This is a genomic window from Rhizobium sp. SSA_523, assembly GCF_030435705.1.
In the GTDB taxonomy this organism is placed as follows: domain Bacteria; phylum Pseudomonadota; class Alphaproteobacteria; order Rhizobiales; family Rhizobiaceae; genus Neorhizobium.
Genome location: NZ_CP129382.1, coordinates 3,206,678 through 3,231,643, shown reverse-complemented (window position 1 = coordinate 3,231,643; position 24,966 = coordinate 3,206,678). Strand labels below are relative to the sequence as shown.

Below are 24,966 nucleotides of genomic sequence, written 5' to 3'. Positions count from 1 at the left end.
GGACTAGCGAAGATCGCGCCGCATGACAAGCGCGGCGGTTCGCGTTCCATCGGCTGCGGCATAATAGGCCGGCCGGCGCGCCACATCGGCAAAGCCGAGCCGCCTGTAGAGCCCGATCGCGGCCGCATTCGCCTCATCCACTTCAAGGAAGATGGTTTCGGCGCCACGCTCCGTCGCTTCCCGCAGCGCAGCCTGCATCAGGCGCCAGCCGAGGCCGGCGCGCGCGAGCTTCTCACTGACGGCGATCGTCAGGATCTCCGCTTCGCCCGCCACTTCCCGCGCGAGGACGAAGCCCGCCAGCGGGCGGCTGAAGAACGCATTGGACTGGATGGCGGCAAAGCCGAAGACACCGGCCTGGCCGAGCAGGCTCAAGACCTCATCCTCGCCCCATTGGCGCGAGAAGCGCTGCCCGTGGAGATCCGATGCCGCCAGGGCATCCGCTTCCTGCAGCGGAACGATGTCGAAAAACGGCTTCCAGGTCAGATAATCTTCGAACATAGACGAGGTTCAGGCACGCGCGAGAGCAAATCCATCTTGCGGTTTAGCATCCGGCCCGCGCAAGTAAAGCGGTCTTGGCGCCGCATAGCGCTGATCCGCCATGGCGCCGATGCGCGCGACGGTGGCGATCTCGAAACGATCCGGTTCCGAGGAGGCCGATGCGTCCCGCAGGAGCGCTGCCGCCGAGCCGGTGACCTGCGCTTCATGATCGGCGAGCAGCTGGCGCAGCTCATCGAGCGACAGGATCGATGGCGCCGAGAGAGCCTCGCCGGCATCAGAAAAGGCCTGCGCGTAGATCTGCTCGCGCTTCGCATCCATGGCGGCAACCACCGCCTGACCAGGATGACGCTGCAGATGCGATGCGGCCATGGTCTCCAGCGTCGTCACACCGACACAGGGGATGCTGAGCGCAAGCGCCAGGCCACGCGCCGCGGCCACGCCGACGCGAATGCCGGTGAAGGAGCCGGGGCCGACCGTCACGGCGATCCGGTCGAGATCGTCGAGTTTCAGATCCGCGGCCGCCATGGTTTTCTCGATCATCGCCATGAGCCGCTCTGCATGGCCCTTGCCGATGAGATCCGTCTCCTGCGCCAGCACCGTGGTGCGGGACGCGTCGAAGACCGCGGCGGAACAATCCGCCCCGGCCGTATCGATGGCGAGCACTTTCATGATCTGGTCAGAGCGCCTCGACAGCCTGCACTTCGGGGACGAAATGGCGCAGCAGATTCTGCACGCCATGCTTCAGCGTGGCGGTGGACGAGGGGCAACCTGAGCAGGCACCCTTCATGTTCAGATAGACCGTTCCATCGCGGAACCCCTTGAAGGTGATATCGCCTCCATCCTGGGCCACGGCCGGACGCACGCGCGTCTCCAGAAGCTCCTTGATGGTGGCGACGATGGTTTCATCTTCCGCTTCGAAGAATTCGCCTTCCTCATCCGTCATTTCGGCAAAGCTTGCAGTGCCGCCCATGACCGGCTGACCGGACATGAAATGCTCCATGATCGAACCCAGAATGGCCGGCTTCAGGTGCTGCCACTCCTGATCCTCTTTGCTGACGGTGACGAAATCGTAACCGAAATAAACCGCCGTCACGCCCGGAATGGCGAAAAGCCGCGCCGCCAGGGGTGAGGCCTCCGCTTCACCGGCGGACCGGAAATCCGCGGTTCCCTTTTCCATCACCACCTTGCCCGGCAGGAATTTCAGGGTTGCCGGATTGGGTGTGGCTTCTGTCTGGATGAACATTGTCAGGCTCCCGGGCGGCCAGTACGGCGCCAGATTAGAATTCTTCCAAAGAAGATAGTTCGTATCAGGTTTACATTCAAGTGCGCTCTTGCGCCGACAAGGTCAAGCCCTGGACGGGCGCGGTGGTCGATCGGGCATTCACCGGAGCGTTCCCGGCTCAGCACAAGGCATCGATCTCGTCATTGCTGAGCGTCTCCGGCAGCACCGTCACCGGGATCGGGAAGGCGGAGGCGCGCCCGGCAAGCAAAGTCACCAGGGGGCCGGGCCCCTCGGTGGCGCCACCGGCGGCCAGGACCAGAATGGCGATATCCTGATCCTCCTCGATGGCGGCATGGATTTCCTCCGTGGCACTGCCCTCGCGAATCACCACTTCCGGATCGATGCCGATGGTTTCGCGAACCTGCTGCGCCGCCTTGGCCATGACGGCCTCGGCTTCGTCGCGCGCCTCTGCCCGCATGATCTGCTCGACGCCCAGCCATTGCTGGAAATCGCCTTCCGGAATCACATAGAGCAGAACCAGCCCACCATTGGAATTTTGCGCGCGCCGTCCCGCATAGTGGACGGCCTTTTCGCATTCGGGCGTGCCGTCGATGACGGCCATGAACTTGCGCCGATGCCCCTCCAGCCGCGAAAGCCGTTTAGAAACCATGACCGCTCCCCTGTCTCGAAACGTCTTGCGAGCGAACTTATACGAATGTCGCGAAATGAAAACCCGCCGTTGGATCTGTCAACGGCGGGCTGATCTGAAGCTGCGATCGGCCTCAGCGCAGGAAGCCGATGATGTCGTAGACGTCGTTCAGCACCGCCTCGGCGCGGGCGCGGGCCCGCTCGCCGCCATCGCGCAGGATGGCATCGATATGGCTCGTATCGCCCAGCAGCCGCTGCATTTCCGTGCTGATCGGCGCCAGCACCTCAACGGCCAGATCGGCCAGAGCCGGCTTGAAGACGGAGAATTGCTGGCCGCCGAATTCCGTCAGCACCTCTTGCTTCGTCTTGTCGGCCAGCGCGGCATAGATGCCGACCAGATTTTCGGCCTCCGGACGGCCGGAAAGCCCCTCGACCTCCGATGGCAGGCCATCCGGATCGGTCTTGGCCTTGCGGATCTTCTTCAGGATCTCGTCGGCATTGTCCGTCAGGTTGATGCGCGACAGATCGGAGGGATCGGATTTGGACATCTTCTTCGTGCCGTCGCGCAGGCTCATGACCCGCGGTGCAGGACCACCGATCAGCGGCTCGACCAGGGGGAAAAAGCCATGGATCGGCTCTTCGCCGACCACCATGTCGACGCCCTTGCCGGTCGTGCGGATCTTGTCCTGGAAGTCGATGTTGAACTTCTGGGCGATGTCGCGGGCCAGTTCCAGATGCTGCTTCTGATCGTCGCCCACCGGAACATGCGTGGCGCGATAGACGAGGATATCGGCCGCCATCAGGCTCGGATAGGCAAGCAGGCCAAGCGACGCGTTTTCGCGATCCTTGCCCGCCTTGTCCTTGAATTGCGTCATCCGGTTCATCCAGCCGATGCGCGCAACGCAATTGAAGATCCAGGCCAGCTCGGCATGCTGCGGAACCGCCGACTGATTGAAGACGATATGTTTGACCGGATCGATGCCCGACGCGATGAAGGCCGCGGCAATGGAGCGTATCTGGCCTTTCAAATCCTCATGGACCAGCTGCGCGGTGATCGCATGCAGGTCGACGACACAATAAATGCAGTCGTTATTGTCCTGCAGCGCCACGAATTTGCGAATGGCACCCAGGTAATTGCCAAGATGGAGATTGCCGGTCGGCTGGACGCCGGAAAAGACAAGCGGCTTGAAACTGTTCATATCGTCCTCGTTAAGGCTGGTGGAGGGCCACAGGCTTTCGGGAACGGGCCATCGGAGAGGGTGAAGATCTCTTCGCGACCCGCCCTTGAGGGCCAGGGTTTTGCAGTCGCGCATCAAGCATGGCAGCAGGCCTGCGATCAAGTGGCTTGCGGACAACAAAGCGGGTTAATCTGCGTCTCGCGGCTCACCTGTCGCGTCAGCCTGCACACAGAGGATCGGGACGAGAGGAAGGTTCTGATCAGCCTTCTGCGTGCTGGATAAGATCCCAAAGATTGCCGTAGAGATCGGCAAAGACGGCCACCGTCCCATAGGCTTCGTGCCGCGGTTCCTCGAGAAAGCGGACCCCTTCCGCCAGGAATGCCGCGTGATCGCGGGCGAAATCGTCGGTCTTGAGGAAAAACGAGACCCGGCCGGCCGTCTGCTGGCCAATGGCCGCCTGCTCGGCCGCGCCAACGGCCTTGGCGAGCAGAAGACCCGCACCCTCGCCGCCCTTCGGCCTGACGACGAGCCAGCGCTTGCCCTCCTCCGGCAGAGGCGTGTCGAAGACGCAGTCGAAACCGAGCGTGCGGCAATAGAAGGTCTTGGCACGGTCGTAATCATCAACAAGGAGGGTGACGAGAAAGATAGACGTCTGCTGCATGCGGCTCTCCAGCTTGGATTTTGCCACATGAGCATGGCGCACTGTCAGCGCGCAACCCTCGACGACAGCACCCGGCGAAAGCCGGGCGCCGATTGACGCCTATCCGCCGTCATCGCGGGCCCTGCGCCGAGGATTGGTGGCGTTGATGCCGTTGATGGCGTCGATGGCGTCGATGACAAGGAACGGGTCGAAAATGCCCGAGACGAGCCCGAGCATGACGCAAGGTAACCGATCAATGCGTGAAGGCGGCAGCGATCAGGGCCTTGGTGTAATCCTGCGCCGGGCTTTCGAAGATCTCCTCCGTCGGCCCCTCCTCGACGATCTTGCCGCTCTTCATGACGATCACATGATCCGAAATGGCCCGGACCACGGAGAGATCGTGGCTGATGAAGACATAGGACAGATCGTGCTTCTGCTGGAGATCCCGCAAGAGATCGATCACCTGCCGCTGCACCGAGCGATCGAGCGCCGAGGTGGGCTCGTCGAGGATCACCACTTTCGGTTTCAGGATCATCGACCGCGCAATGGCGATGCGCTGGCGCTGGCCGCCGGAAAATTCGTGCGGATAGCGGTTGCGGGCGGCCGGATCCAGACCGACCTCCGTCAAGGCCTCGATGGCCCGCTTGTCGCGGTCGGCCTTGCTGAGGTTCGGCTCGTGGACGAAAAGCCCTTCGGTGATGATCTCGCCCACGGTCTGACGCGGCGACAGGGAACCGTAAGGATCCTGGAAGACGAGCTGCATCTGGCGGCGGAAGGGCCGCATGGCGCGCCGGTCCAGCAGCGAGATGTCATTGGTCTCGAACCGGTAGCGACCCTCCGATTCCAGCAGGCGCAGGAGTGCGCGACCCAGAGTGGATTTTCCCGAGCCGGATTCGCCGACGATGCCGATGGTCTGCCCCTGCCGGAGCGAGATATTAACGGTATCCACCGCCCGGAAGGTGCGGTTGCTCTTGAACAGGATGCCGGAGCCGATCTGGAAATCCACCGTGACATTGCGGCCTTCCAGGATGATCGGCGCATCCGGTGCCGGCGGTGCCTTGGCGCCGGAGGGTTCGGCCGCCAGCAGCATCTTCGTATAGTCATGGCGCGCATGGTCGAAGATCTCGTCCCGGGTGCCTTCTTCGACGACTTCGCCACGCCGCATGACGATCACCCGGTCGGCCACATGCTTCACCACGCCCAGATCATGGGTGATCAGGACGATGGCCATGCCGAAGCGTTTCTGCAGATCCGCCAGAAGATCCAGGATCTGCGCCTGGATCGTCACATCCAGCGCCGTTGTCGGCTCGTCGGCGATCAGAAGATCCGGCTCGTTGGCGAGCGCCATGGCGATCATCACGCGCTGGCGCTGTCCGCCGGACATTTCATGCGGATAGCTGTCGATCCGACGGTCCGGCTCCGGAATGCCGACCAGCCTCAGCAGTTCCAGCACTCTCTCACGCGCTGCGCGCTTTCCCATATTGCGGTGGTGGATCAACGGTTCGGCGATCTGCCTGCCGATCGTGTAGAGCGGATCAAGCGATGTCATGGGCTCCTGGAAGATCATCGTGATCTTGGAGCCGCGCACGCCGTTCAGCTGCGACAGGGAGGCATTGACCAGTTCCTGGTCGCGATAGCGGGCCGAGCCGCTGACACGGCCATTGGCCGCGAGCAGCCCCATGATCGCCATCATGGTCTGGCTCTTGCCCGAACCGCTTTCACCGACGATTGCGAGCGTCTCGCCTTTGGCGACGGAGAAGTTCGTGCCCTTGACCGCCTGAACCTCGCCGTCGGGCGTGGCGAAATCCACCTTCAGGTTCTCGACCATCAGCACGGCATTGCTGTTATTGTCTTTCACCATGATCAACGGTCCTTCGGATCGAGGGCATCGCGCAGGCCATCGCCGACGAAATTCAGCGAGAACAGCGTAAGCACGAAGAAGATCGACGGGAAGATCAGCAGCCAGGGTGCGTTCTGCATGTTCTTGGCGCCCTCCGAGATCAGCGTGCCCCAGCTTGCCAAAGGCGCCTGCACGCCGAGGCCGAGGAAGGAGAGGAAGCTCTCGGTCAGGATGACCTGCGGCACGACGACGGTGACGAAGACGATCACCGGACCGATCGTATTGGGAATGATGTGGCGGCGGATGATCTGCCAATCCGTCAGGCCGAGCGCCTGGGCCGCACCGACGAATTCGCGCCGCTTCAAGGACAGGGTCTGGCCGCGGACGATACGGGCCATTTCCAGCCATTGGACCGCGCCGATGACGATGAAGATCAGGATCACCGACCGGCCGAAGAAGACGACCAGCACGACGACGAGAAAGACGAAGGGCAGCGAATAGAGGATTTCCACCAGCCGCATCATGATATTGTCGATGCGCCCCCCCAGATAGCCCGAGGTCGCGCCATAGATGACGCCGATGCCAAGGGAGACGAGCGAGGCGGCGAGGCCGACGGCAATCGATATCTGGCCTCCCAGCATGACGCGCACCAAAAGATCGCGGCCATTGCTGTCGGTGCCGAAGAAGAAATATTTCTGGTCGACGGTCCCCGTCAGCACCATGCTCTTCTGGTCGGCCGCGGTTTCCTTGACTTGCGTGTTCTTGAACTCGTTGACCCGGTCGAAATAGCGGATGGCTCGCGGATCGATGGGACTGGCGGACGTCACGGTTGCCGTAAAGACGCCGTCCTCCAGCTCGAACGCGTCGAGAGTCAGGCGGGCGCGCTTGGCGGCCGACGCCGCCACGTCTTCCAGGCTCTTCGGATCCGGCCGCGGATCAAGGCTCGGCGGAATGGTGACGTAGGACGGGAAGACCTCGTCATAGGCATGCGGCACGAAAAACGGCCCGGCAAAGGAAAACAGGCCGATCAGGAGCAGCATGAAGCAGCCGCCCATGGCGGCCTTGTTGCGGCGAAAACGCAGCCAGGCCAGTTGGCCGAGGCTTCGGCCCTCGATGGCCGGCTTGCTTGCGGAAATATCAGTCATGGCGAACCCTCGGGTCGAGCAGGCCATAGGCGATGTCGACGATGAGGTTGAAGACGATCACGAAGATCGCGACGAGGATCACGGTGCCCATCACCAGCGGATAGTCGCGGTTGAGGGCTCCGAGGACGAAATAGCGCCCGACGCCGGGAATGGTGAAGATGCTTTCCACCACGGCCGAACCGGTGAGCAGCGCCGCGGCGCAAGGGGCGAGATAGGAGACCACCGGCAGCATGGCGCCCCGCAGCGCATGGGTGACAACGACGACGCGGGAGGGCAGGCCGTAGGCCTTCGCGGTGCGGATATGATCGGTATGCAGGGCTTCGATCATGGCCCCACGGGTCAGGCGCGCGAAGACGGCGAGCTGCGGCAGGGCGAGCGCGATCATCGGCAGAATGAGATATTGTGCGGAACCATCGCCCCATCCACCCGCCGGCAGCCAGGAGAGGATGACGGCGAAGATCAGGGTCAGCACCGGGCCGACAACGAAATTGGGGATGGTCACGCCCACGGTGGCGAAGGCCATCAGGCCGAAATCCAGCACGCTGTTCTGACGCAGAGCGGCAATCGTGCCGATGATCACACCGCCGATCAGGGCAATCAGAATGGCAAAGCTGCCAAGCTGCACCGAGTAAGGCAGCGCCTTGCCGATCAGTTCGGCAACGGTGTTGTCCTTATAGATGAAACTCGGCCCGAAATCGCCGGTCACGGCATTGCCGACATAGTGGAGATATTGTTTCCACAGCGGCTGGTCGAGTTGGTAGGTGGCGAGAATATTCGCCATGGTCTGAGGCGGCAGCGGGCGTTCCAGGTTGAACGGGCCGCCCGGCGCGAAGCGCATCAGAAAGAACGAAATCGTCACGACGATGAAGACCGTGGGAACGGCACTCATCAGCCGTCGCAGGACAAAGCTGATCATGGGCTCAAAAAGAACGGACGCGCGGCACCCTTTTTTTCGGGCGGCCGCGCGTCATTCTCCCTTTACGATTATTCGGAAACGCTGAGGAACTTGGAGAGGTGTTCGTTGACCGCGTTATCCTGCCAGCCCGATACGCGCTGGGACACGAGCCACAGATTGGCCGTGTTCATCAGGGGCGCGATTGGCTGGTCACGGCTGATCAGCGCTTCCGCCTGCTTCAGGAGTTCGATGCGCTTGGCTTGATCCTGCTCGGCATAGGATTGCTGCATCAGCTTGTCGAATTCGGCATTGTTGTACTTGGCGTAGTTGAAGGTCTTGTTGGTGCTGATGTTCAGCGCCAGGAAGTTTTCCGGATCGGCATAATCGGCCGTCCAGCCGGCGCGCGCGACGTTGAATTTTCCGCCTTCCTGCAGATAAGCATAGTGAGACGCCACGTCGAGGTTCACCAGCGAGACAGTCGCGCCGAACGTGTTCTTCCACATATCGGCAACTGCGGTTGCCACGCGCTCGTGATTGGCATTGGTGTTGTAGCGGATCTCGATCGAAAGCGGCTTTGCGCCCTCGCCGTAACCGGCTTCCTTCATCAGCGCGATGGCCTTGTCTTCGCGGTCGATCTGCGAGATCGAAGCCCATTCGGGCACAGCGCCTTCGCCATAGCCTTCCATGCCCGGCGGAACCAGGTGATAGGCGGGCAATTGGGCGCCGGAATAGATTTCGCTGGCCAGGAAGTCGCGGTCGACGGCCATCGAAAGCGCGGTGCGGACGCGCACGTCGCTATAGGGGGCCTCGCGGGTGTCGAATGTATAGTAATAGGTCGCGAGCGACGGATTGACATGGACCTGCTCGCCATAGCTCTCGCGCAGGCGTTTGATCTGGTCGGCTGAGAAATTGTAGACGAGGTCCATTTCCTTCGCTTCGAAGCGGCGGACGGAGGCGGCATCGTCATCGATCGGGTAGAAGATGACCTTGTCGAGCTTCACATTGGCGACATCCCAATACTGGTCGTTCTTGACGACCGTCAGCGTATCGTTCGGCACATGCGACTGCAGCTTGAAGGCGCCGTTGGAGACCATGTTGCCCGGCTTGACGAACTGATCGCCGAACTTCTCGAAATTCGCCTTGCTGATCGGCAGGGCCGTCTGGTGCGCGAGAAGCTGCAGGAAGAAGGGGGTCGGGCGCTCCAGGGTGATCTGGAAGGTCTTGTCATCCACGGCCTTCACGCCCAGCTGGTCGAGCGGCAATTCGCCCTTGTTGACCTTCTCGGCATTCTTGATCGGGTAGAGGATGTTGGCATAGCCGGCGGCGGTCTTCGGATCCTCGACCCGGCGCATGGCGAATTCGAAATCACCGGCCGTGACCGGGGTCCCGTCGGACCACTTGGCATTGTCGCGGATCTTGAAGGTGTAGACGGTACCATCATCCGAGACGGTCCAGCTTTCGGCCGAGCCCGGCACGATCTTGCCCGCGGCGTCATAGACCGTCAGGCCTTCGAACAGGTCCTTGACGACAAAGCCCTCGATGTCGATCGAGATATGCGCATAGTCCAGAGTTTGCGGTTCACCGCTATTGCCGCGATGAAGCACCGCCTCCGCAAAGGCGCTCGACGCGCCGAAGACGAGTGCGCCGGCGAGCATTGTGGATGCCAAAGTCCGATTGAGGAAGCCCATAGGTTTCTCCTTTTCCCCGGTTCTTATTGGGTTGGGCGCGCAAGAAATGCGAAACCGTCTCGGAAAACAATAGGCGTTCGAGGCAATTTGACGGCAATCCATCACTTTTGCGGCAACGCCATTCCTCCCCGTTTCCACATGCTTGCAGGCTCACGCGCAAGACAAATACCGTCGGATGCAGAATGTCAAGAAACACCCGTAATGTTAGAATTTCTTAACGTGCTTTAATATAAACGGCCGACTTATCTCCAGTTTGAGCAAAAATGACCTTATTCGGGTCACTTTCTGAAACCACATGCTCTGCCATCACCGGCCGTCCATTGAAGGACGGTCTGTTTCAAGGAGCACTCAATGCGTAGACTGTTTTGCGTCGCGCTTGCGAGCGTGATTGCTCTCTCTTCTGCGGTCGCGGCAGAAACCAATTCGAAAAAGCGACGGAGCACTTTGTTCAAGCATGATTACAGCGCCGCCTATACTGTGCAGCGCGTCAGCGTCAAAACCGGCTGCTTCCCCGAAAGACTGGAAGCCATACTGGCCCATATCGCGGCCAAGACCGGCAAGAAACCGGTCGTCACCTCCGGCCATCGTCCGCGCTCGGGAACCTCGCAGCACAGCCATTGCCTGGCGGCCGATATCCGGGTGCCCGGCGTTTCCGATCGCAAGATCGTCGCGGCAGCCGCCAGCGCGCCGGGCATTGGCGGCATAGGCCGCTATTGCAACGGCATTATCCATGTCGATATCGGCCCGAAGCGCCGCTGGGTCTATTGCTGAGGCGGCGGCGTGCGCGGCTTGCGCTTCAGGTTTCGGCGGATCATGCCAAGATCAGCACCTCCGATCAGGAAGGCCGTGGCGAAGTAGACGATCATGGCCACGGCGATCAGGACGAACAAGGCCATCACCTGATGCAGGAGCCCCGTCTCCGGCGTCAGCCACGGGCCGGCGGGACCGAGGGCATAGGTCAGCGCCGCGCACATCACGCCGGTCGAGACGAGCAGCAGGGCCGTGCGCCTGGCAAGCGCCCATTCCCATTTCAGGTGGCCGCGCCACAACAGCGTCGAGAAGAGGAGAACCGTGTTGATCCAGCCGGCAGCGGCCTCGGCTGTGGCGATCCCGCGTTCGGCGATCAGCGGGAACAGCGTGATGGCCAGTGTCGAGTTGACGACCACCGAAACGATGGTGAACCGCATGGGCGTCCTGGTGTCTTCGCGCGCGTAAAATCCCGGCTGAAGCGCCTTGATCATGACGAAACCCGGCAGGCCCAGCCCGTAAATGGCGAGGATGGAGGCAACGACGGCGGTATTCTCGGCCGAAAAGGCGCCCCTCTCGTACAGGACGCGGATAATCGCCTCGGACAGGACCCACAGGCCGCCGGCAGCCGGCAGCGTGAGGAAGAGCACGAATTCCAGCGAGCGGTTCTGGATGCCCTCCGCCTCCTTCATGTGACCGCCCTTCAGCGCCCGGGCGAGCTCCGGCAGAAGTACCACGCCGACGGCCACGCCGACCACGCCCAATGGCAGCTGGTAGATCCGGTCCGCATATTGCAGCGCGGCGATCGCGCCTTCCTTGCCAGACGCGATCGCCTGGCCGATGATCTGGTTGATCTGCGTGATGCCGCCGGTCACGGCAGCCGGCACTGCGAGAATGAGGAGACGCTTGACGTTCGGCGTCATTCTCGGCAGCCGGAATCGAATGCTGATGCCCGCCCTGACCACGCCGAAATAAACGACCGCCAGTTGCAGGACGCCGGCGACCAGCACGCTCCAGGATAGATACCAGGCAGTGGTCAGCGGGTCGGCGCCATTCCACAAGGTATAGAAGAGGACGCTGATCATGACGAGGTTGAGGAAGATCGGCGCGATGGCGGCAGCGAAGAAATGATGCAGGGAATTCAGCATGCCGCTCATCATGGCGGTCAGCGACATGCACATGAGATAGGGAAACATCACGATCGCCATGCGGATGGTCAGCGATGTCTTTTCCGGATCCTCGGCAAAGCCCGGGGCAATGATGAAGCGCACCAATAGCGGCATGGACAGCTGCATGACGATGGTGATCGCCAGCAATGCCGTGAACAGGACGCCGAAGACTTCTTCGGAGAAGCGTTTGGCGCCCTCCACGCCATTGGCCTCTATTTCCTTGGAAAACAGCGGCACGAAGGCAGCGTTGAAGGCGCCTTCGGCAAACAGGCGGCGGAACAGGTTCGGAAACCGGAAGGCGGCGTAGAAGACATCGGCCATGGGGCCGGTTCCCAGCGCCGCGGCCATCAGGGTCTCGCGGGCAAAACCGAAAATCCGGCTTCCGAGCGTGGCGCCGCCAACCGTCGCGAATTTCTTGACGAGGCTCATGCGTCTGCCCGGCTCTTGCGCGGCCGGTTGGTCGCAGCCACCGCGACCGGATCGGGCGCGATGATGCCGGAGGGCATGCCGCGCCGCAATTCGTCTTCCTGCTCTGTAATCACCGTCTTCAGCCGCTGCACGATCGTGCCCTGCCGGTTCTCGTTGGTGACCTTCTGGCCAACCAGATCGGTAACGTAGAAAGTATCGATCACCTTCTCGCCGAAGGTCGTGATGCGGGCGGAATGAATGTCCAGCGACAGATCGGCCAGGACAAGGGTGATATCCGCAAGCAGACCGGTGCGGTCCAGGCCCTCGATCTCGATCACCGTGAACTTGTTCGACAGCGTATTGGAAATCGTCGCCGAGGGATGAACGATGAAGGTCTTGTTGCGCTTCTTGTTCTTGGCGCGGGTGGCGATCACCTCCGGCAGCCGCTTCTTGCCGGAAAGAACGTCCTCGATCATCCGGCAGACGGTGGCCGCCCGGCGCAGTTCGTCCTCGTCATTGGCAAATTCGCGATTGATGAGAATGGTGTCGAGCGCCCGTCCGTCGGTGGTCGTATAGATCTGCGCATCGGCGATATTGGCTCCGGCGGCAGCGCAGGCTCCCGCGATGATCGACAGGAGGCGCGGATGATCCGGCGCAAGCACCGTGATTTCGGTGATGGCGCGGAAGCTGTCGGTGCGCACCATGGTGGCCAGCGCCCGCCCTGCTCCATCGGCCTCGCGGATGAACTGCGCATGGCGCACCTGATCCTCCAGTGCGACCGAGAGAAGGTAAGGCTGGTAGTGGAGCTTGGAATAGAGCTTGCGCTCCTTCTGGCTCCAGTCGGACAAGGCCGCCGCGAGCGTTTCCTCGGCCGCCTTGGCGCGCTCCTTGCGTGAAACCTCCGAGAAGCCGCCGGACAGAAGCAGTTCGGTCTCGTAATAAAGCGTGCGCAGCAATTGGCCTTTCCAGCCGTTCCAGACGCCCGGGCCGACGGCGCGAATATCGCAGATGGTCAGGATCAGCAGCATCTTCAGCCGATCCATGGACTGAACCTTGTCGGCAAAATCGGTGATCGTCTTGCGGTCGTGCAGGTCGCGCGTCTGCGCCACCATGGACATCAGCAGATGCTGATCGATGAGCCAGGCCACCAGATCGACCTGCTTCGGCTTCAGGCCGAACCGCGTTCCCAGCTTGCGGGCCACGCGGGCACCGGCAACGGAATGATCCTCCTGACGGCCCTTGGCAATATCATGCAGCAGAACCGCGACATACAGCGCCTCGCGTTCCTCGATATGCGGCATCAGCTTGTTGGCCAGCGGATGCTGATCGGCGAAACGACCCTTGTCGATATCCGACAGGGCATCGACCGCCCGGATGAGATGCTCGTCCACCGTGTAATGATGGTACATGCTGAATTGCATCATGGCGACGATCTTGCCGAATTCCGGAATGAACCGGCCCAGCACGCCGGCCTCGTTCATCCGCCGCAAGGTCAGCGCCGGCTCCAGCCGCGACGTCAGGATGGAGAGGAAAAGCCGGTTGGCTTCGGCGCTTTCGCGCAGGGCGTCATCGATCAGAGCGAGCCCGCGCGTCACGGCCTTCAGAGCATCGGGATGATATTCCAGGCCGTGCAGGTCCGCGACGTGAAAAAGCCGGATGATGCTGACCGGGTCGCGCTTGAAGACGTCCGGATCGGCAAGCGCGATCCGGCCCTGGTCCTCGACGAAGTCCGAGCTTCCGGGGATTTTGCGCACGCGGCGTCGAAACCTCGAGATCACGCCGGTAATGCCCGGCGCCGGCTTGGCCTGCTCTTCCTCCAGTGCCGAACACAGGATGCGGGTCAGATCGCCGACATCCTTGGTGACGAGGAAATAGTGCTTCATGAACCGCTCGACGGCGGAGAGGTTGGGCCGGTTGTGATAGCCGAGGCTTTCGGCGATCTCCCGCTGGATGTCGAAGGACAGCCTCTCCTCCGCCTTGCCGGTGAGGAAGTGCATCTGGCAGCGGACCGCCCAGAGAAAATCCTCCGCCTTCTGGAACAGCCGCCATTCCTGGCGCGACAGGACGCCGAGCTTGACCAGTTGCGCGGCGTCACGCACGCGATAATGATATTTGGCGATCCAGAAGAGAGTCTGGATGTCGCGCAGGCCGCCTTTGCCTTCCTTGACATTCGGCTCCACCAGATAGCGGGTATCGCCGGCCTTCTGGTGGCGCTGGTCGCGTTCGGCAAGCTTGGCCATGATGAAATCCTGGCCGCCAAGACCGACGATTTCCGCGTCGAACCGCCTCTGCAATTCGTCTTCCAGGCTCGCATTGCCGCAGATGAGCCGCGTTTCGAGAATTGCGGTGCGAATGGTCATGTCCTGTTTGGACAAGGCAATGCATTCGTCGACCGTTCGGGTGGCATGTCCGACCTTGAAACCGAGATCCCACAGGACATAGAGGAGAAATTCGACGGCCTTGCGCATCTCCTCATTGTTCTTCGCCGGCAGCAGGAACAGAAGGTCGATATCGGAACCCGGCGCCAAGGTGCCGCGGCCATAGCCGCCGACAGCCGTTACCGAGACTTTTTCGGTGGCGGCACTGTAGAAATGCCGGGCAATCACGCCATAAATGGTGGAGATCAGCTGATCCTGGACCCAGGAAATTCGCTCGGCGCAGTTCAGGCCGCTGCCATCGGTCGCCAGTCGCTGCCTTGCCTTGTCGCGCCCTTCCTGGCTCGCGCGGCGCAGGACCGGCAGCAGGGCGGTGCGCGCATCGAGGAGCTTGGGTGAGCCCTGAAGAAGCGCCTCGCAATCCAGATGCAGCCGGTCCACATCCAGAAGTTCGGAATAATCGATTTCTTGTCGTGCCATGTCGTCCTGCCGCTGCACCCGTGCCGTCGCTATAGCGGTTTTCCGCTGCACTTGCACGGTTGTTCGAACCTTATGCCTCTTGAGGGCACCGTCGGTCCAATCCCTTTCCAAGGCGTTCACGAGGGGAGGCCGCACCCGCCTTGCACATCAACTATCGCTGCCATTGGTTTCCGAGCCGTTATGCGCTCTTTACGTCCCCGAATACCCCTTGATGCCCAAACCGTTACACCCCTGCCCCACGCGATGCGCCGCATGCGGATCTCATGCCCGCCGTGGAGTTTCCACTTTGCGTGCCCCCTGCATGGCTGAACGCCATTGCGACGGGCTTTGCCCGGTGACACGGCGAAATTCGCGGTTGAAGTTGGATTTGGTCGAGAAGCCGCTGTCGAACATCACCGTCATCAGCGGCTTGTCCGTATCCTGCAGCAGGCGGCAGGCTTCGCCAATGCGACGATTGTTCACATATTGCGAGACATTGAGACCGGTGGCGCGATTGATGAGCGCCGAGACATCGCGCGCCGGCATTCCGGCCTTTCGCGCCAGCCGCGCAAGGCTCAAATTCTCCTGCGCAAACAAGGCATCGGCCTCAAGCGCGGCGCTGATCCTGGCAAGCGCGGCCGCATCATCGTCAGACAGAGGCGCTGCGGCAGCAGGCGCTGCGGCTTTTTCCTCCATCGCGCGCTCGGGCCACCAGTAATAGAGGCTGACAATGACGATCGCGCCGATATTCATGCCCGTCACCGCCATCGGCACATAGGCATTGCCATAGACAAAGGTGAAGCTCGCGAGAAGCGCATCCGTCAGGGCGAAAAAGGCCAGAAGCAGCGCCGTCACCCGTGCCGCCCGCACGGTGACCGAAGTCTTCTGCAAGGCGGCCTCGGTCATATCCTCCCGCCGGGTCAGCTGCCAGATCGCCCCGGCATAGCCAAGAAAGATCAGCAGCAGCAGCGCATCGACCACGAAGGGCGCAAACGCCACGCCGAGCGCCAGGAGAAGCGGCGGCAGCGCATGCGGCCATGGCCTTGCCACCGGCGCCGACGACATGGCCCGGAAGGTCAGATAGGCCAACGGCGGCATGATGGCTGCCGTGACCGGCTGCACCAGGCTCAGAGGCCGAACGTCATAGCCGAAGCGCAGGCCAATGATCATGCCCTGCACGGCATAAAGGCACAGAAACGCATTCAGGTAACGGCGCGACCCCGGCACATCGACGCCGTTCAGGCTGCGGAAGAGGATCGCTGCGATGACAAGGCCGGCTATGAACGGCAGGGGAACGGAGAGCAATGCGGCGCCTTAGGACCAGAGACAGGATTTGAGACCGCCTGTAGCATGTTCCGGTCGGATCCGCATCGGCCCGCCATGCCGCTTTCCTTGGCTTGACGGTCCGTTACCCCAATTGCTTCTTCAGCGCATACAGCGCATCCAGGGCTTCGCGCGGCGTCATATCGTCCGGGTTGAGCGCCTTCAGCGCCTCCTCCGCGCGGGAGGGGCCGCGTGCCTGCTGCTCCTTGCGCACCGCGACCTGGAAAAGCGGCAGGTCATCGATCAGCTGGCTGGCGGGGTTTTTCCGGTCGGCATCCTCAAGCTTGTTCAGCACATCCCGCGCGCGGGCAACCACCGCCTCGGGAAGGCCGGCGAGCTTGGCGACCTGGATGCCGTAGGAGCGATCGGCGGCGCCAGGACCGACTTCGTGCAGGAAGATGACATCGCCATCCCATTCCTTCACCCGCATCGTGGCGTTGGACAGCCGGTTGAGCTTTTCCGACAGAGCGGTCAGCTCATGGAAATGCGTGGCGAAGAGGCCCCTGCAGCGATTGGCCTCGTGCAGATGCTCCACCGCCGCCCAGGCGATCGACAACCCGTCGAAGGTTGCGGTGCCGCGGCCGATCTCGTCCAGGATCACCAGCGAGCGATCGGTGGCCTGATTGAGGATTGCGGCCGTCTCGACCATCTCGACCATGAAGGTGGAGCGACCGCGCGCCAGATCGTCCGAGGCTCCGACGCGCGAGAACAGCCTGTCGACGACGCCGATCTGCGCCAGGCTCGCAGGCACGAAGGATCCCATCTGCGCCAGGATGGCGATGAGCGCGTTCTGGCGAAGAAAGGTGGATTTGCCGCCCATATTCGGCCCGGTCAGCAGCCATAGCGCGCCGAACCCGCCTTCGCTGCCGGGCGACAGATCGCAATCATTGGCGATGAAGGCGCTGGCAGACTGGCGGCGCAGCGCCTGCTCGACCACCGGATGCCGCCCACCCTCGATCAGGAACTGGCGCGAGGCATCCACCTGCGGCCGGCAGTAATTCCACTCTTCCGCCAGAAGCGCGAGACCTGCGGCGACATCGATGATTGCAAGCGCACGAGCACCGGCCTTAATCGCATCGGCAGAGCCAAGCACCGCTGTTGTCATACGGTCGAAGGCCTCGAGCTCGATGGTGAGCGCCTGATCGGCGGCGTTGGCAATGCGGCTTTCGAGATCGGCCAGTTCGGTCGTGGTGAAGCGCATGGCATTCGCCATGGTCTGGCGATGGATGAAACGCGCCTTGGCCTCCGGCGTATCGATCAAGGGTCCGGCATTGCCGGCACTGACCTCTATGAAATAGCCGAGCACATTATTGTGCTTGATCTTCAGGGACTTGATCCCCGTCTCTTCCGCATATTGCAGTTGCAGGCCGGCAATTACCCGGCGCGACTGGTCGCGCAAGGCGCGCACCTCGTCGAGCTGTGCAAAAGCGCCATCGCGGACAAAGCCGCCGTCACGCTTCAGGAGCGGCATTTCATCGGACAGGGTCTCAGCCAGCAGCGGCCCCAGCGCGGGCGGGAAGGCCTGGAGATCCTGCAGAGCCTCCAGCAATTCTTCCGGCAAAAGGGCTGAAGACAAGGCGGCAGCGACGTGGCCCGCGGCGGCGAGACCCTGGCGGATGCAATCGAGATCGCGCGGCCCGCCGCGATCGAGCGCCACGCGCGACAGGGCCCGCGGCATGTCCGGCACATGTTTCAGCGCCTGGCGAAGGCTGCCGCACAGCGTCGGCTCGTCGATCAGGAAGGCGACCGAATCCAGCCGCCGGTTGATCAGCTCGGGATCGGTCAGCGGGGACATCAGGCGCTCGGCCAAAAGCCGTGCACCGCCGCCGGTGACGGTGCGGTCGATCGCCTTCAGAAGCGAGCCGTCCCGGTCGCCGGAGAGAGTCCGCGTCAGTTCGAGATTGGCGCGCGTCGCCGGATCGATGAACAGTGTCGAACCGCCGCTCTCCCGTTCGGGTACGCTCAGCGGCGGGCGCTCGGCGATCTGCGTCTTTTCGACATAGGCGACGGCCGCTGCCGCCGCTGCCAGTTCCGCGCGCGAGAACGTGCCGAAACCATCGAGTGTCCCGACATTGAAATAGCGGGTAATGCGTCCTTCCGCCGTGGCGCTGTCGAAGAGCACGCCCGGCTGCGGCACGGCGATACGGCCGAGAACATCGAAGCTTGCCCGCAAATTGGGATCATGGAAGACCGTATCCGGCACGATGAGTTCGCGCGGCTCGATGCGCAGAATATCCGCCAGGAGGCGCAAGGGCGTGGTTTCGGCGACGCGGAAGACGCCTGTCGAGATATCGATCCAGGCAAGACCGAGTTGAGCCTCATCGCCACCCCGAATGCGCGCCAGCGCCATGAGATAATTGGATTCCGAGGGCGACAGCAACTTGTCTTCCGTCAGCGTCCCCGGCGTCACGAGACGCACGACATCGCGCTTGACCACGGATTTCGAGCCCCTCTTGCGCGCTTCGGCCGGATCCTCCACCTGTTCGCAGACGGCCACGCGGAAACCGAGGGCGATCAGCTTCTGAAGATAGTCATCGGCCGCATGAATGGGCACGCCGCACATCGGAATGTCGATCCCCATGTGCTGGCCGCGGCGGGTGAGGGTTATGCCCAGCGCGCGCGCGGCTTCCACCGCATCTTCGAAGAAGAGCTCGTAGAAATCGCCCATACGGTAGAACAGCAGCGAATCCGGATTATTCGCCTTGATCTCGATATACTGCTCCATCATCGGCGTGGCCGATGCGCGGCTTTCCTGCGAGATCAGGTCGGCGGTCTTGAGGATATCGGCGTTCACAGGTTCCAAGAGCGTGGTTCCAAAAGCGTGTGGCCCGTTTTCTGTTGCGCGGTTGGGGCCGCGACCTTATCGATTATTCCCCCGACAAGACAACAGAGTGCGTCCGAGCTTTGCCGGATGCCCACAACATGCTGGAGGAGACATGGTGAAGGACAGCGGTATCGCGGAAGGGGCACCTCGCAAGCGCGCATCGGTGACGGAACAGGAAGCGCTTGATTTCCACAGCAGCGGCCGTCCCGGCAAGCTGGAAATCATGCCGACCAAGCCGATGGCGACCCAGCGGGACCTCTCGCTCGCCTATTCTCCCGGCGTCGCCGTTCCGGTCAAGGCCATCGCCGCCGATCCGGCAACGGCCTATGACTACACGACGCGCGGCAATATGGTTGCGGTGATTTCCAACGGCACCGCCATTCTGGGTCTCGGCAATCTGGGCGCTCTGGCATCCAAGCCGGTGATGGAAGGCAAATCGGTCCTGTTCAAGCGCTTTGCCGATGTCGATTCCATCGATCTGGAGGTCGATACGGAAAATGTCGAGGAATTCATCAACTGCGTCCGCTATCTGGGGCCTTCCTTCGGCGGCATCAATCTGGAGGATATCAAGGCTCCGGAATGCTTCATCATCGAAAGCCGCCTGCGCGAGCTCATGGACATTCCGGTTTTCCATGATGACCAGCATGGCACGGCAATCATCGCCGCGGCGGGCCTGATCAACGCCCTGGAACTGACGGGCCGCGACCTGAAGACGACCAGGCTCGTGTGCAACGGCGCCGGTGCCGCCGCCATTGCCTGCATCGAACTCATCAAGGCGATGGGCTTCAATCCCGACAACATCCTTCTCTGCGACACCAAAGGCGTCATCTACCAGGGCCGCACGGAAGGGATGAACCAGTGGAAAAGCGCCCATGCGGTGACGACCGATCACCGGACGCTTGAAGAGGCGATGGCCGGCGCCGATGTCGTCTTCGGCCTGTCCCAGAAGGGTGCTTTCACCGAAGAGATGATCCGCTCCATGGCCGAGCGGCCGATCATCTTTGCCATGGCCAATCCCGACCCGGAGATCACCCCGGAGGAAGTAGCGCGCATTCGCGATGATGCCATCATGGCGACGGGCCGGTCGGATTACCCGAACCAGGTCAACAACGTGCTCGGCTTTCCCTATATCTTCCGCGGCGCCCTGGATGTGCGGGCGCGGCAGATCAATGATGCCATGAAGATCGCCGCGGCCCAGGCTCTGGCCGATCTGGCGCGCGAAGATGTGCCGGATGATGTCGCGGCCGCCTATCAGGGCGTTCGCCCGCGGTTCGGGCCGAATTATATCATTCCCGTTCCCTTCGACCCCCGCCTGATCTCCGCCATTCCGGTTGCCGTTGCGCGAGCCGCGATCGAGAGCGGCGCCGCACGGCGGGTGATCGAAGACCTGGAAGCCTATGGACGGGAACTGTCGGCCCGCCGCGATCCGATCGCCGCCACGACGCAGGGCATTTACGAGCAGGTGCGCCGCCGGCCGAAGCGGGTCGTCTTTGCCGAAGCCGAGGAGGAGCAGGTCATGCGGGCGGCCGTCTCCTTCATCGCCCAGGGCCTCGGCACCGCCATCCTGCTTGGCCGCGACGACGTGATCCGCTCCACCGCGGAGCGCGCCGGAATCGAGCTGGAACGGCCGGGCATCGAAATCGTCAATGCCCGGCTTTCGACACGCGTCGAAGCCTATATCGATTATCTCTACGCCAGGCTGCAGCGCGAAGGCTATCTTCTGCGCGACGTGCAGCGCCTCATCCACAATGACCGAAACCACTTCGCCGCCTGCATGGTGGCGCTGGGCGATGCCGATGCCATGGTCACCGGAACGACCCGCAATTATGCGACGGCCCTGTCGGATGTGCGCCGCTGCATCGACGCCAAACCTGGCCATAAGGTCATCGGCGTCTCGATCCTCGTCTCGCGCGGCCGTACCGTCTTCGTCACCGATACGGCTGTCCATGACATGCCCTCGGCCGAAGACCTGGCCGATATTGCCTGCGAAGCCGCGCGGATGGCCCGCCGCATGGGCTATGAGCCGCGGGTGGCCATGCTCGCCTACTCGACCTTCGGCCAGCCGCGCGGCGAGCGCTCGGAACGGGTCCGCGAGGCCGTGAAGATCCTCGACGGACGCCGCCTGGATTTCGAATATGATGGCGAGATGGGAGCCGACATTGCCCTCAGCGCCGCGCGGATGGAGCAGTATCCGTTCTGCCGGCTATCCGGCACGGCCAATGTCCTGGTCATGCCGGCCATTCATTCCGCCGCCATCTCGACGCGGATGCTGCAGGAACTCGGAGGATCGACGCTGATCGGCCCGCTTCTGGTCGGGCTGGACAAGTCGGTGCAGATCACCTCCATGGGCGCCAAGGATAGCGATATTCTGAACATGGCAGCAATCGCCGCCTATAATGCCGGAACGTGAACCGCCACGGCGGCGTTCGGCATGAGTTTGAGGGATCCGGATGGGCTGACCGCTGCGTCAGCCCGTCCAAGGATCCATTCCCTCACCCGTGAGACGCTGAGCAGACGAGTCAGGCCTGTTACGGCCCCAACCCGTCCTCGTCAGCGCGTGTCGGTTCTTGATATCCCATGTCGGCCGACCATCCCCGCCGAGACGGTGCAAAGATGGAATGAATGGATGGCGACGCTCAGCTGGCAAACCGGCCGGCATCGGCCCCGTAGTAATTGATGTATCGACCGGAAATGGATTCGATCGGCAGCACCACGAGAACATCGGTGGTGTTGAATGCCTTGTCGACCACGGCGCCGTCTCCCACCATGGCGCCGAGCCGCAGATAGCCCTTGATGAGCGGCGGCAGGGCCATCAGCGCCCGCTTCGGATTGACCGCTTCCTGGGGCATCAGATCCATTTCACGGTAGAGTTCCGGCCTTGCCTGGACGGCCCAATCCCCCTTGGCGAGGACCGACTGGTGGAGGAAGGACAGCGCCAGCGCATGTTGCTCCGGATGAATGCCGGGGAAGGAGGCGCAGCCGAACATGGCATGCATTCTGTGCTTCAGCGCATAGGCCCAATTGCCCTGCCACAGGAGTTCGACAGTACGCTTGGTGCGGTAATGCGGCAGCACACAGGACCGGCCGAGCTCCATGAAGCGCTTGTCGGGATGGCGCTCCAAGAGCGGGCCGATCTCGAATTCACAAGCCGAATAAAAGCCGCCATGGGCCATGGCGATATCCTGCCGCAGCAGGCGATAGGTGCCGACGATCTGGTCTTCCGGATCGCCCTCGAGCGCCGTGTCGACGACAAGGAGGTGGTCACAGATATCGTCGAACAGGTCCATGTCGCGACGCCGGCGCATGGCCTCGGGAGGCAGCTGGGCCTGCATTTCCTCGACGAAGACGCGGTAGCGCAGGGCCTGCGCGGCGTCCACTTCCCGCTCCGTCCGGGCGAGCCGGGTTTCCAGGCTGCCGATCCGACCGAAGACATCCTCCGCCGGCGTCGGCATTGCCGGCGCTCTCTCCATCTCAAGAGACGGATCTCGTTCCAGAAAGTCGATTGTCATGGCAATTCGCCCGTCTCCAGTAGTCGATCCCATAGAACACCAATCTACGACAGGAAAGTGACAAAGCGGATGCGATGATAGAGGCAGAGACGGGATTATGACAAGAACTATGACGCGTGCCGGCGATCCAGTCCGGCAAGCACAAGACGCATCTCGTCCAGGAGGTGCTGCGGATCGACCGGCTTTTGCAGGACCCTTCGGGCGCCCTTTGCCAGGATTTTCTGTTTGACCTCCGGATTGGTCTCGCCGCTCATGACCAGGAGCGGCAGAGGGCCGGCGCCGGTCTGGCCGGCCAGCAGGGGCAGGATTTCTTCTACGGTGCCGTCAGGCAAGTGAATGTCGGAAATCACGAGGTCGAGGCTATGGGCGCCTGACAGGACGGCCCTGAGGCCAGCGAGATCGTGAACCGGTTGCACGGTACATCCCGCCTTGCGCAGGATTGCCCCGACCATCATGGCGCTCACCGGATCGTCTTCCGCCAGAAGCACGCTCAGCCCCAGATCGCGCCGCTCCCCCGTTTCAGCCGCGCTGGGCAAAACGTGACGCGCCCGCGCGCGCAGCGACGAGCCTCCCAGGTGACCGCGCAGCACATCCACGAGCGATTGCTCGCGGATCGGCCGGATGAGCCAGGCATCATAGGTATCGGCGGCCTGCGCATTGCGCTCCTCGGGGCTGACGAGCAGGATCCGGCGCAAGGCATCGGCTGCCGCGGTGAATTCGGCAGGATCGGTCACGCGCTGGTCCACCACCAGATCGGTAAAGCGCATTCCCTGTCGATCGGACTGTTCGATGAGGTGATTGGCCTCGGCAATGCTCCTGGCATGACGCCCCCGCCCACCCAGCGTCTCGATCGTCGAAAGCGTTGTCGTCGCAACCGGTCCTGCCGGCGCCACCAGAAGGACGCGCGAGGATCGCAACCACAGCATCCTGTCGCTTCCCTCCTTGCCGCCCTCCACGGGGCTTGCGGGGAAGCGGATGGAGAAAGTGGTACCCCTGCCCTTTTCGCTGACCAGCGACAATGCGCCGCCCAACTCGGTCAGGATGCGCGCCGAGATCGACAGGCCAAGACCGGTTCCGCCGCTTCGTTCCATCGCGCTGCCGGTCTGTTCGAAATCCTGGAACAGGCGGGCCTGCTCGTCTTTCGAAAGACCGGGGCCCGTATCGGCAACGGTGATGACGATATCCGGGCTGTCGAGGCTCACCCGGATCAGCACCCCGCCGCTCGTCGTGAACTTGACGGCATTGCCGATGACGTTGAACAGCACCTGCCGCAGCCGGCCGGAATCGAAATCCATCAGGCCGGGAACATCATGTGCAACGGTCGCGCCGATCTCGATTCCTTTTTCATGCGCGCGCGGCGCCAGCATCTCGACGACGCTTTCCAGGAGCTGCCGGAGGTTTTCCGCACGGCTGTTCAACCGGAAGCGGCCCGCTTCGATGGTGGCATAATCGAGAAGATCGTCCACCAGCTGGGCCAGGGCCGAGCCCGCCTGGCGAATGCCTCCGATGTAATTCTTCTGCTCGAGCGTCAGCGCGGTCTGGTTCAACAGCTGGCTCATGCCGAGAATGCCGTTCAACGGCGTTCGAAGTTCATGCACCACAGTTGCAAGCTGGCGGCTCTTTGCCGCGCTCGCCTCTTCGGCCTGGATGCGCGCCTCCTCCCGCGTCCGGGCGGTTCCGCGCTCGGCAGTCACATCGCGGATCTGGCTGAGGATGAGCCGATCGCCGCTCTGGGCGTCCCGCACCATGACATCCTGCCAGAGCAGAATGCGATAGCCCTCCGGCGAGACATATTCCACATCGCAGCTCTGCTGCGCAGGTGCAGGCGGCGGCGAGAGGCCAAGCATCTCCAGGCTGAGCGTCTCGGGGCTCAGCGTCTCGGGGCTAAGCGTGTCGGAGCTGAGCGTCTCAGGGGTCTGACCCTCGACCCTCCTGGTGCCGATCAGGCTGCGGAAGGCCGCATTGGCGCCCCGGATCCGACCATCGCTTTGCCGCAGAATGGCCGGAAGCGCAATCAGGTCAAGACTGTCCAGAACATGTTGCGGGTTGACGGAGACAAGCGCCCCGTCATCGTCATGCGCTCCACCGGATCTTTCTTCAACGTCTCGCTCTTTAACGTCTCGCTCTCTAACGGTCCGCTCGCCCGCCAGGGGCTCGGTCTCCTGGCCCAGCGGCGCAAAGCGGCTGAAGGCGCCAATCCTGGCGAGAAGGGAACTTAGAACAGTCTGGGCTGATGCCGCATTGCCCCGGGGGGATGGCGCGTTTGGGACGGATGGCGCGTCTAGGGCGGATAGCGCGGGCGGCGCATCGGATGGCGCAGATGTCTCGCCATCGGTCCAACTCTTCTGGCCGAATGACTTGCGAAGGTGGTCATGAAGATCGGCAAGATCACGCATGC

18 protein-coding genes are annotated in these 24,966 nt (G+C 62.5%); 2 read left to right on the top strand and 16 right to left on the bottom strand.

The features are described from left to right. Positions 1–3: 3 nt before the first annotated feature. From QTJ18_RS23615 to QTJ18_RS23570, 10 genes are all read right to left on the bottom strand, one after another. Positions 4–498 carry a GNAT family N-acetyltransferase gene (locus QTJ18_RS23615; RefSeq protein ID WP_252753396.1) on the bottom strand — a complete coding sequence of 165 codons (495 nt, stop codon included), beginning with the start codon at positions 496–498 and terminating at the stop codon, positions 4–6. 9 nt (positions 499–507) lie between these two features. Then, complete coding sequence (tsaB, locus tag QTJ18_RS23610) at positions 508–1,167, bottom strand: tRNA (adenosine(37)-N6)-threonylcarbamoyltransferase complex dimerization subunit type 1 TsaB (RefSeq protein WP_252753397.1); 660 nt, start codon at positions 1,165–1,167, stop codon at positions 508–510. 7 nt (positions 1,168–1,174) lie between these two features. After that, positions 1,175–1,741: a NifU family protein gene (locus tag QTJ18_RS23605; protein WP_252753398.1), complete on the bottom strand. Its 567-nt coding sequence runs from the start codon at positions 1,739–1,741 to the stop codon at positions 1,175–1,177. Between the two features lie 157 nt (positions 1,742–1,898). Further along, on the bottom strand, positions 1,899–2,390 hold the full coding sequence (locus tag QTJ18_RS23600; protein ID WP_252753399.1) for a universal stress protein: 492 nt from the start codon (positions 2,388–2,390) through the stop codon (positions 1,899–1,901). 112 nt (positions 2,391–2,502) lie between these two features. Then, complete coding sequence (trpS, locus tag QTJ18_RS23595) at positions 2,503–3,567, bottom strand: tryptophan--tRNA ligase (protein ID WP_252753400.1); 1,065 nt, start codon at positions 3,565–3,567, stop codon at positions 2,503–2,505. Positions 3,568–3,805: 238 nt separating this feature from the next. Then, entirely contained in the window at positions 3,806–4,207 is a 402-nt protein-coding gene (locus QTJ18_RS23590; RefSeq protein WP_252753401.1) for a VOC family protein, read from the bottom strand. Between the two features lie 232 nt (positions 4,208–4,439). Then, a complete protein-coding gene (locus QTJ18_RS23585) occupies positions 4,440–6,047 on the bottom strand; it encodes an ABC transporter ATP-binding protein (RefSeq protein WP_252753402.1) in 1,608 nt (535 codons plus the stop codon). 2 nt (positions 6,048–6,049) lie between these two features. Beyond that, on the bottom strand, positions 6,050–7,171 hold the full coding sequence (locus QTJ18_RS23580; protein ID WP_252753403.1) for an ABC transporter permease: 1,122 nt from the start codon (positions 7,169–7,171) through the stop codon (positions 6,050–6,052). After that, positions 7,164–8,087, bottom strand: coding sequence for an oligopeptide ABC transporter permease OppB (gene oppB, locus QTJ18_RS23575; RefSeq protein ID WP_252753404.1), 924 nt, complete (start codon positions 8,085–8,087; stop codon positions 7,164–7,166). Before oppB ends, QTJ18_RS23580 begins: the two co-directional genes overlap by 8 nt. A gap of 68 nt (positions 8,088–8,155) precedes the next feature. Then, positions 8,156–9,754, bottom strand: coding sequence for a peptide ABC transporter substrate-binding protein (locus QTJ18_RS23570; protein ID WP_252753405.1), 1,599 nt, complete (start codon positions 9,752–9,754; stop codon positions 8,156–8,158). 351 nt (positions 9,755–10,105) lie between these two features. Between QTJ18_RS23570 and QTJ18_RS23565 the strand changes: the two genes are divergently transcribed. Further along, positions 10,106–10,525, top strand: coding sequence for a YcbK family protein (locus tag QTJ18_RS23565; RefSeq protein WP_252753406.1), 420 nt, complete (start codon positions 10,106–10,108; stop codon positions 10,523–10,525). On the opposite strand, the gene murJ is transcribed toward QTJ18_RS23565, so the two are convergent. The 4 genes from murJ to mutS all read right to left on the bottom strand — a co-directional run bounded on the left by murJ (position 10,516) and on the right by mutS (position 18,963). Beyond that, positions 10,516–12,099, bottom strand: coding sequence for a murein biosynthesis integral membrane protein MurJ (gene murJ / locus QTJ18_RS23560; RefSeq protein WP_252753407.1), 1,584 nt, complete (start codon positions 12,097–12,099; stop codon positions 10,516–10,518). The genes QTJ18_RS23565 and murJ overlap by 10 nt on opposite strands. Beyond that, the gene (locus QTJ18_RS23555) at positions 12,096–14,933 is read right to left on the bottom strand and encodes a [protein-PII] uridylyltransferase (protein WP_252753408.1); all 2,838 of its coding nucleotides are present in this window, start codon (positions 14,931–14,933) and stop codon (positions 12,096–12,098) included. The genes murJ and QTJ18_RS23555 overlap by 4 nt, the downstream gene beginning before the upstream one ends. Positions 14,934–15,194: 261 nt before the next feature. Next, on the bottom strand, positions 15,195–16,217 hold the full coding sequence (locus tag QTJ18_RS23550) for a helix-turn-helix domain-containing protein (protein WP_252753409.1): 1,023 nt from the start codon (positions 16,215–16,217) through the stop codon (positions 15,195–15,197). 103 nt (positions 16,218–16,320) lie between these two features. After that, positions 16,321–18,963, bottom strand: coding sequence for a DNA mismatch repair protein MutS (gene mutS, locus QTJ18_RS23545; RefSeq protein WP_252753679.1), 2,643 nt, complete (start codon positions 18,961–18,963; stop codon positions 16,321–16,323). Positions 18,964–19,171: 208 nt separating this feature from the next. On the opposite strand from mutS, the gene QTJ18_RS23540 reads away from it, so the two are divergent. Next, on the top strand, positions 19,172–21,469 hold the full coding sequence (locus QTJ18_RS23540) for an NADP-dependent malic enzyme (RefSeq protein ID WP_252753410.1): 2,298 nt from the start codon (positions 19,172–19,174) through the stop codon (positions 21,467–21,469). A gap of 226 nt (positions 21,470–21,695) precedes the next feature. On the opposite strand, the gene olsB is transcribed toward QTJ18_RS23540, so the two are convergent. Next, positions 21,696–22,568: a l-ornithine N(alpha)-acyltransferase gene (gene olsB / locus QTJ18_RS23535; protein ID WP_489667219.1), complete on the bottom strand. Its 873-nt coding sequence runs from the start codon at positions 22,566–22,568 to the stop codon at positions 21,696–21,698. Positions 22,569–22,675: 107 nt separating this feature from the next. Further along, positions 22,676–24,964 carry a hybrid sensor histidine kinase/response regulator gene (locus QTJ18_RS23530; protein ID WP_252753411.1) on the bottom strand — a complete coding sequence of 763 codons (2,289 nt, stop codon included), beginning with the start codon at positions 24,962–24,964 and terminating at the stop codon, positions 22,676–22,678. Positions 24,965–24,966 lie beyond the last annotated feature (2 nt).

What these genes read in the sequence shown, in the direction of transcription:
- QTJ18_RS23565 (WP_252753406.1), top strand. Translation starts at nt 10,106, where the DNA reads ATGCGTAGACTGTTTTGCGTCGCGCTTGCGAGCGTGATTGCTCTCTCT.
- QTJ18_RS23580 (WP_252753403.1), bottom strand. Translation starts at nt 7,171, where the DNA reads ATGACTGATATTTCCGCAAGCAAGCCGGCCATCGAGGGCCGAAGCCTC.
- tsaB (WP_252753397.1), bottom strand. Translation starts at nt 1,167, where the DNA reads ATGAAAGTGCTCGCCATCGATACGGCCGGGGCGGATTGTTCCGCCGCG.
- olsB (WP_489667219.1), bottom strand. Translation starts at nt 22,568, where the DNA reads ATGACAATCGACTTTCTGGAACGAGATCCGTCTCTTGAGATGGAGAGA.
- murJ (WP_252753407.1), bottom strand. Translation starts at nt 12,099, where the DNA reads ATGAGCCTCGTCAAGAAATTCGCGACGGTTGGCGGCGCCACGCTCGGA.
- QTJ18_RS23570 (WP_252753405.1), bottom strand. Translation starts at nt 9,754, where the DNA reads ATGGGCTTCCTCAATCGGACTTTGGCATCCACAATGCTCGCCGGCGCA.
- QTJ18_RS23605 (WP_252753398.1), bottom strand. Translation starts at nt 1,741, where the DNA reads ATGTTCATCCAGACAGAAGCCACACCCAATCCGGCAACCCTGAAATTC.
- QTJ18_RS23590 (WP_252753401.1), bottom strand. Translation starts at nt 4,207, where the DNA reads ATGCAGCAGACGTCTATCTTTCTCGTCACCCTCCTTGTTGATGATTAC.
- QTJ18_RS23530 (WP_252753411.1), bottom strand. Translation starts at nt 24,964, where the DNA reads ATGCGTGATCTTGCCGATCTTCATGACCACCTTCGCAAGTCATTCGGC.
- QTJ18_RS23585 (WP_252753402.1), bottom strand. Translation starts at nt 6,047, where the DNA reads ATGGTGAAAGACAATAACAGCAATGCCGTGCTGATGGTCGAGAACCTG.
- QTJ18_RS23555 (WP_252753408.1), bottom strand. Translation starts at nt 14,933, where the DNA reads ATGGCACGACAAGAAATCGATTATTCCGAACTTCTGGATGTGGACCGG.
- oppB (WP_252753404.1), bottom strand. Translation starts at nt 8,087, where the DNA reads ATGATCAGCTTTGTCCTGCGACGGCTGATGAGTGCCGTTCCCACGGTC.
- mutS (WP_252753679.1), bottom strand. Translation starts at nt 18,963, where the DNA reads ATGATGGAGCAGTATATCGAGATCAAGGCGAATAATCCGGATTCGCTG.
- trpS (WP_252753400.1), bottom strand. Translation starts at nt 3,567, where the DNA reads ATGAACAGTTTCAAGCCGCTTGTCTTTTCCGGCGTCCAGCCGACCGGC.
- QTJ18_RS23600 (WP_252753399.1), bottom strand. Translation starts at nt 2,390, where the DNA reads ATGGTTTCTAAACGGCTTTCGCGGCTGGAGGGGCATCGGCGCAAGTTC.
- QTJ18_RS23540 (WP_252753410.1), top strand. Translation starts at nt 19,172, where the DNA reads ATGGTGAAGGACAGCGGTATCGCGGAAGGGGCACCTCGCAAGCGCGCA.
- QTJ18_RS23615 (WP_252753396.1), bottom strand. Translation starts at nt 498, where the DNA reads ATGTTCGAAGATTATCTGACCTGGAAGCCGTTTTTCGACATCGTTCCG.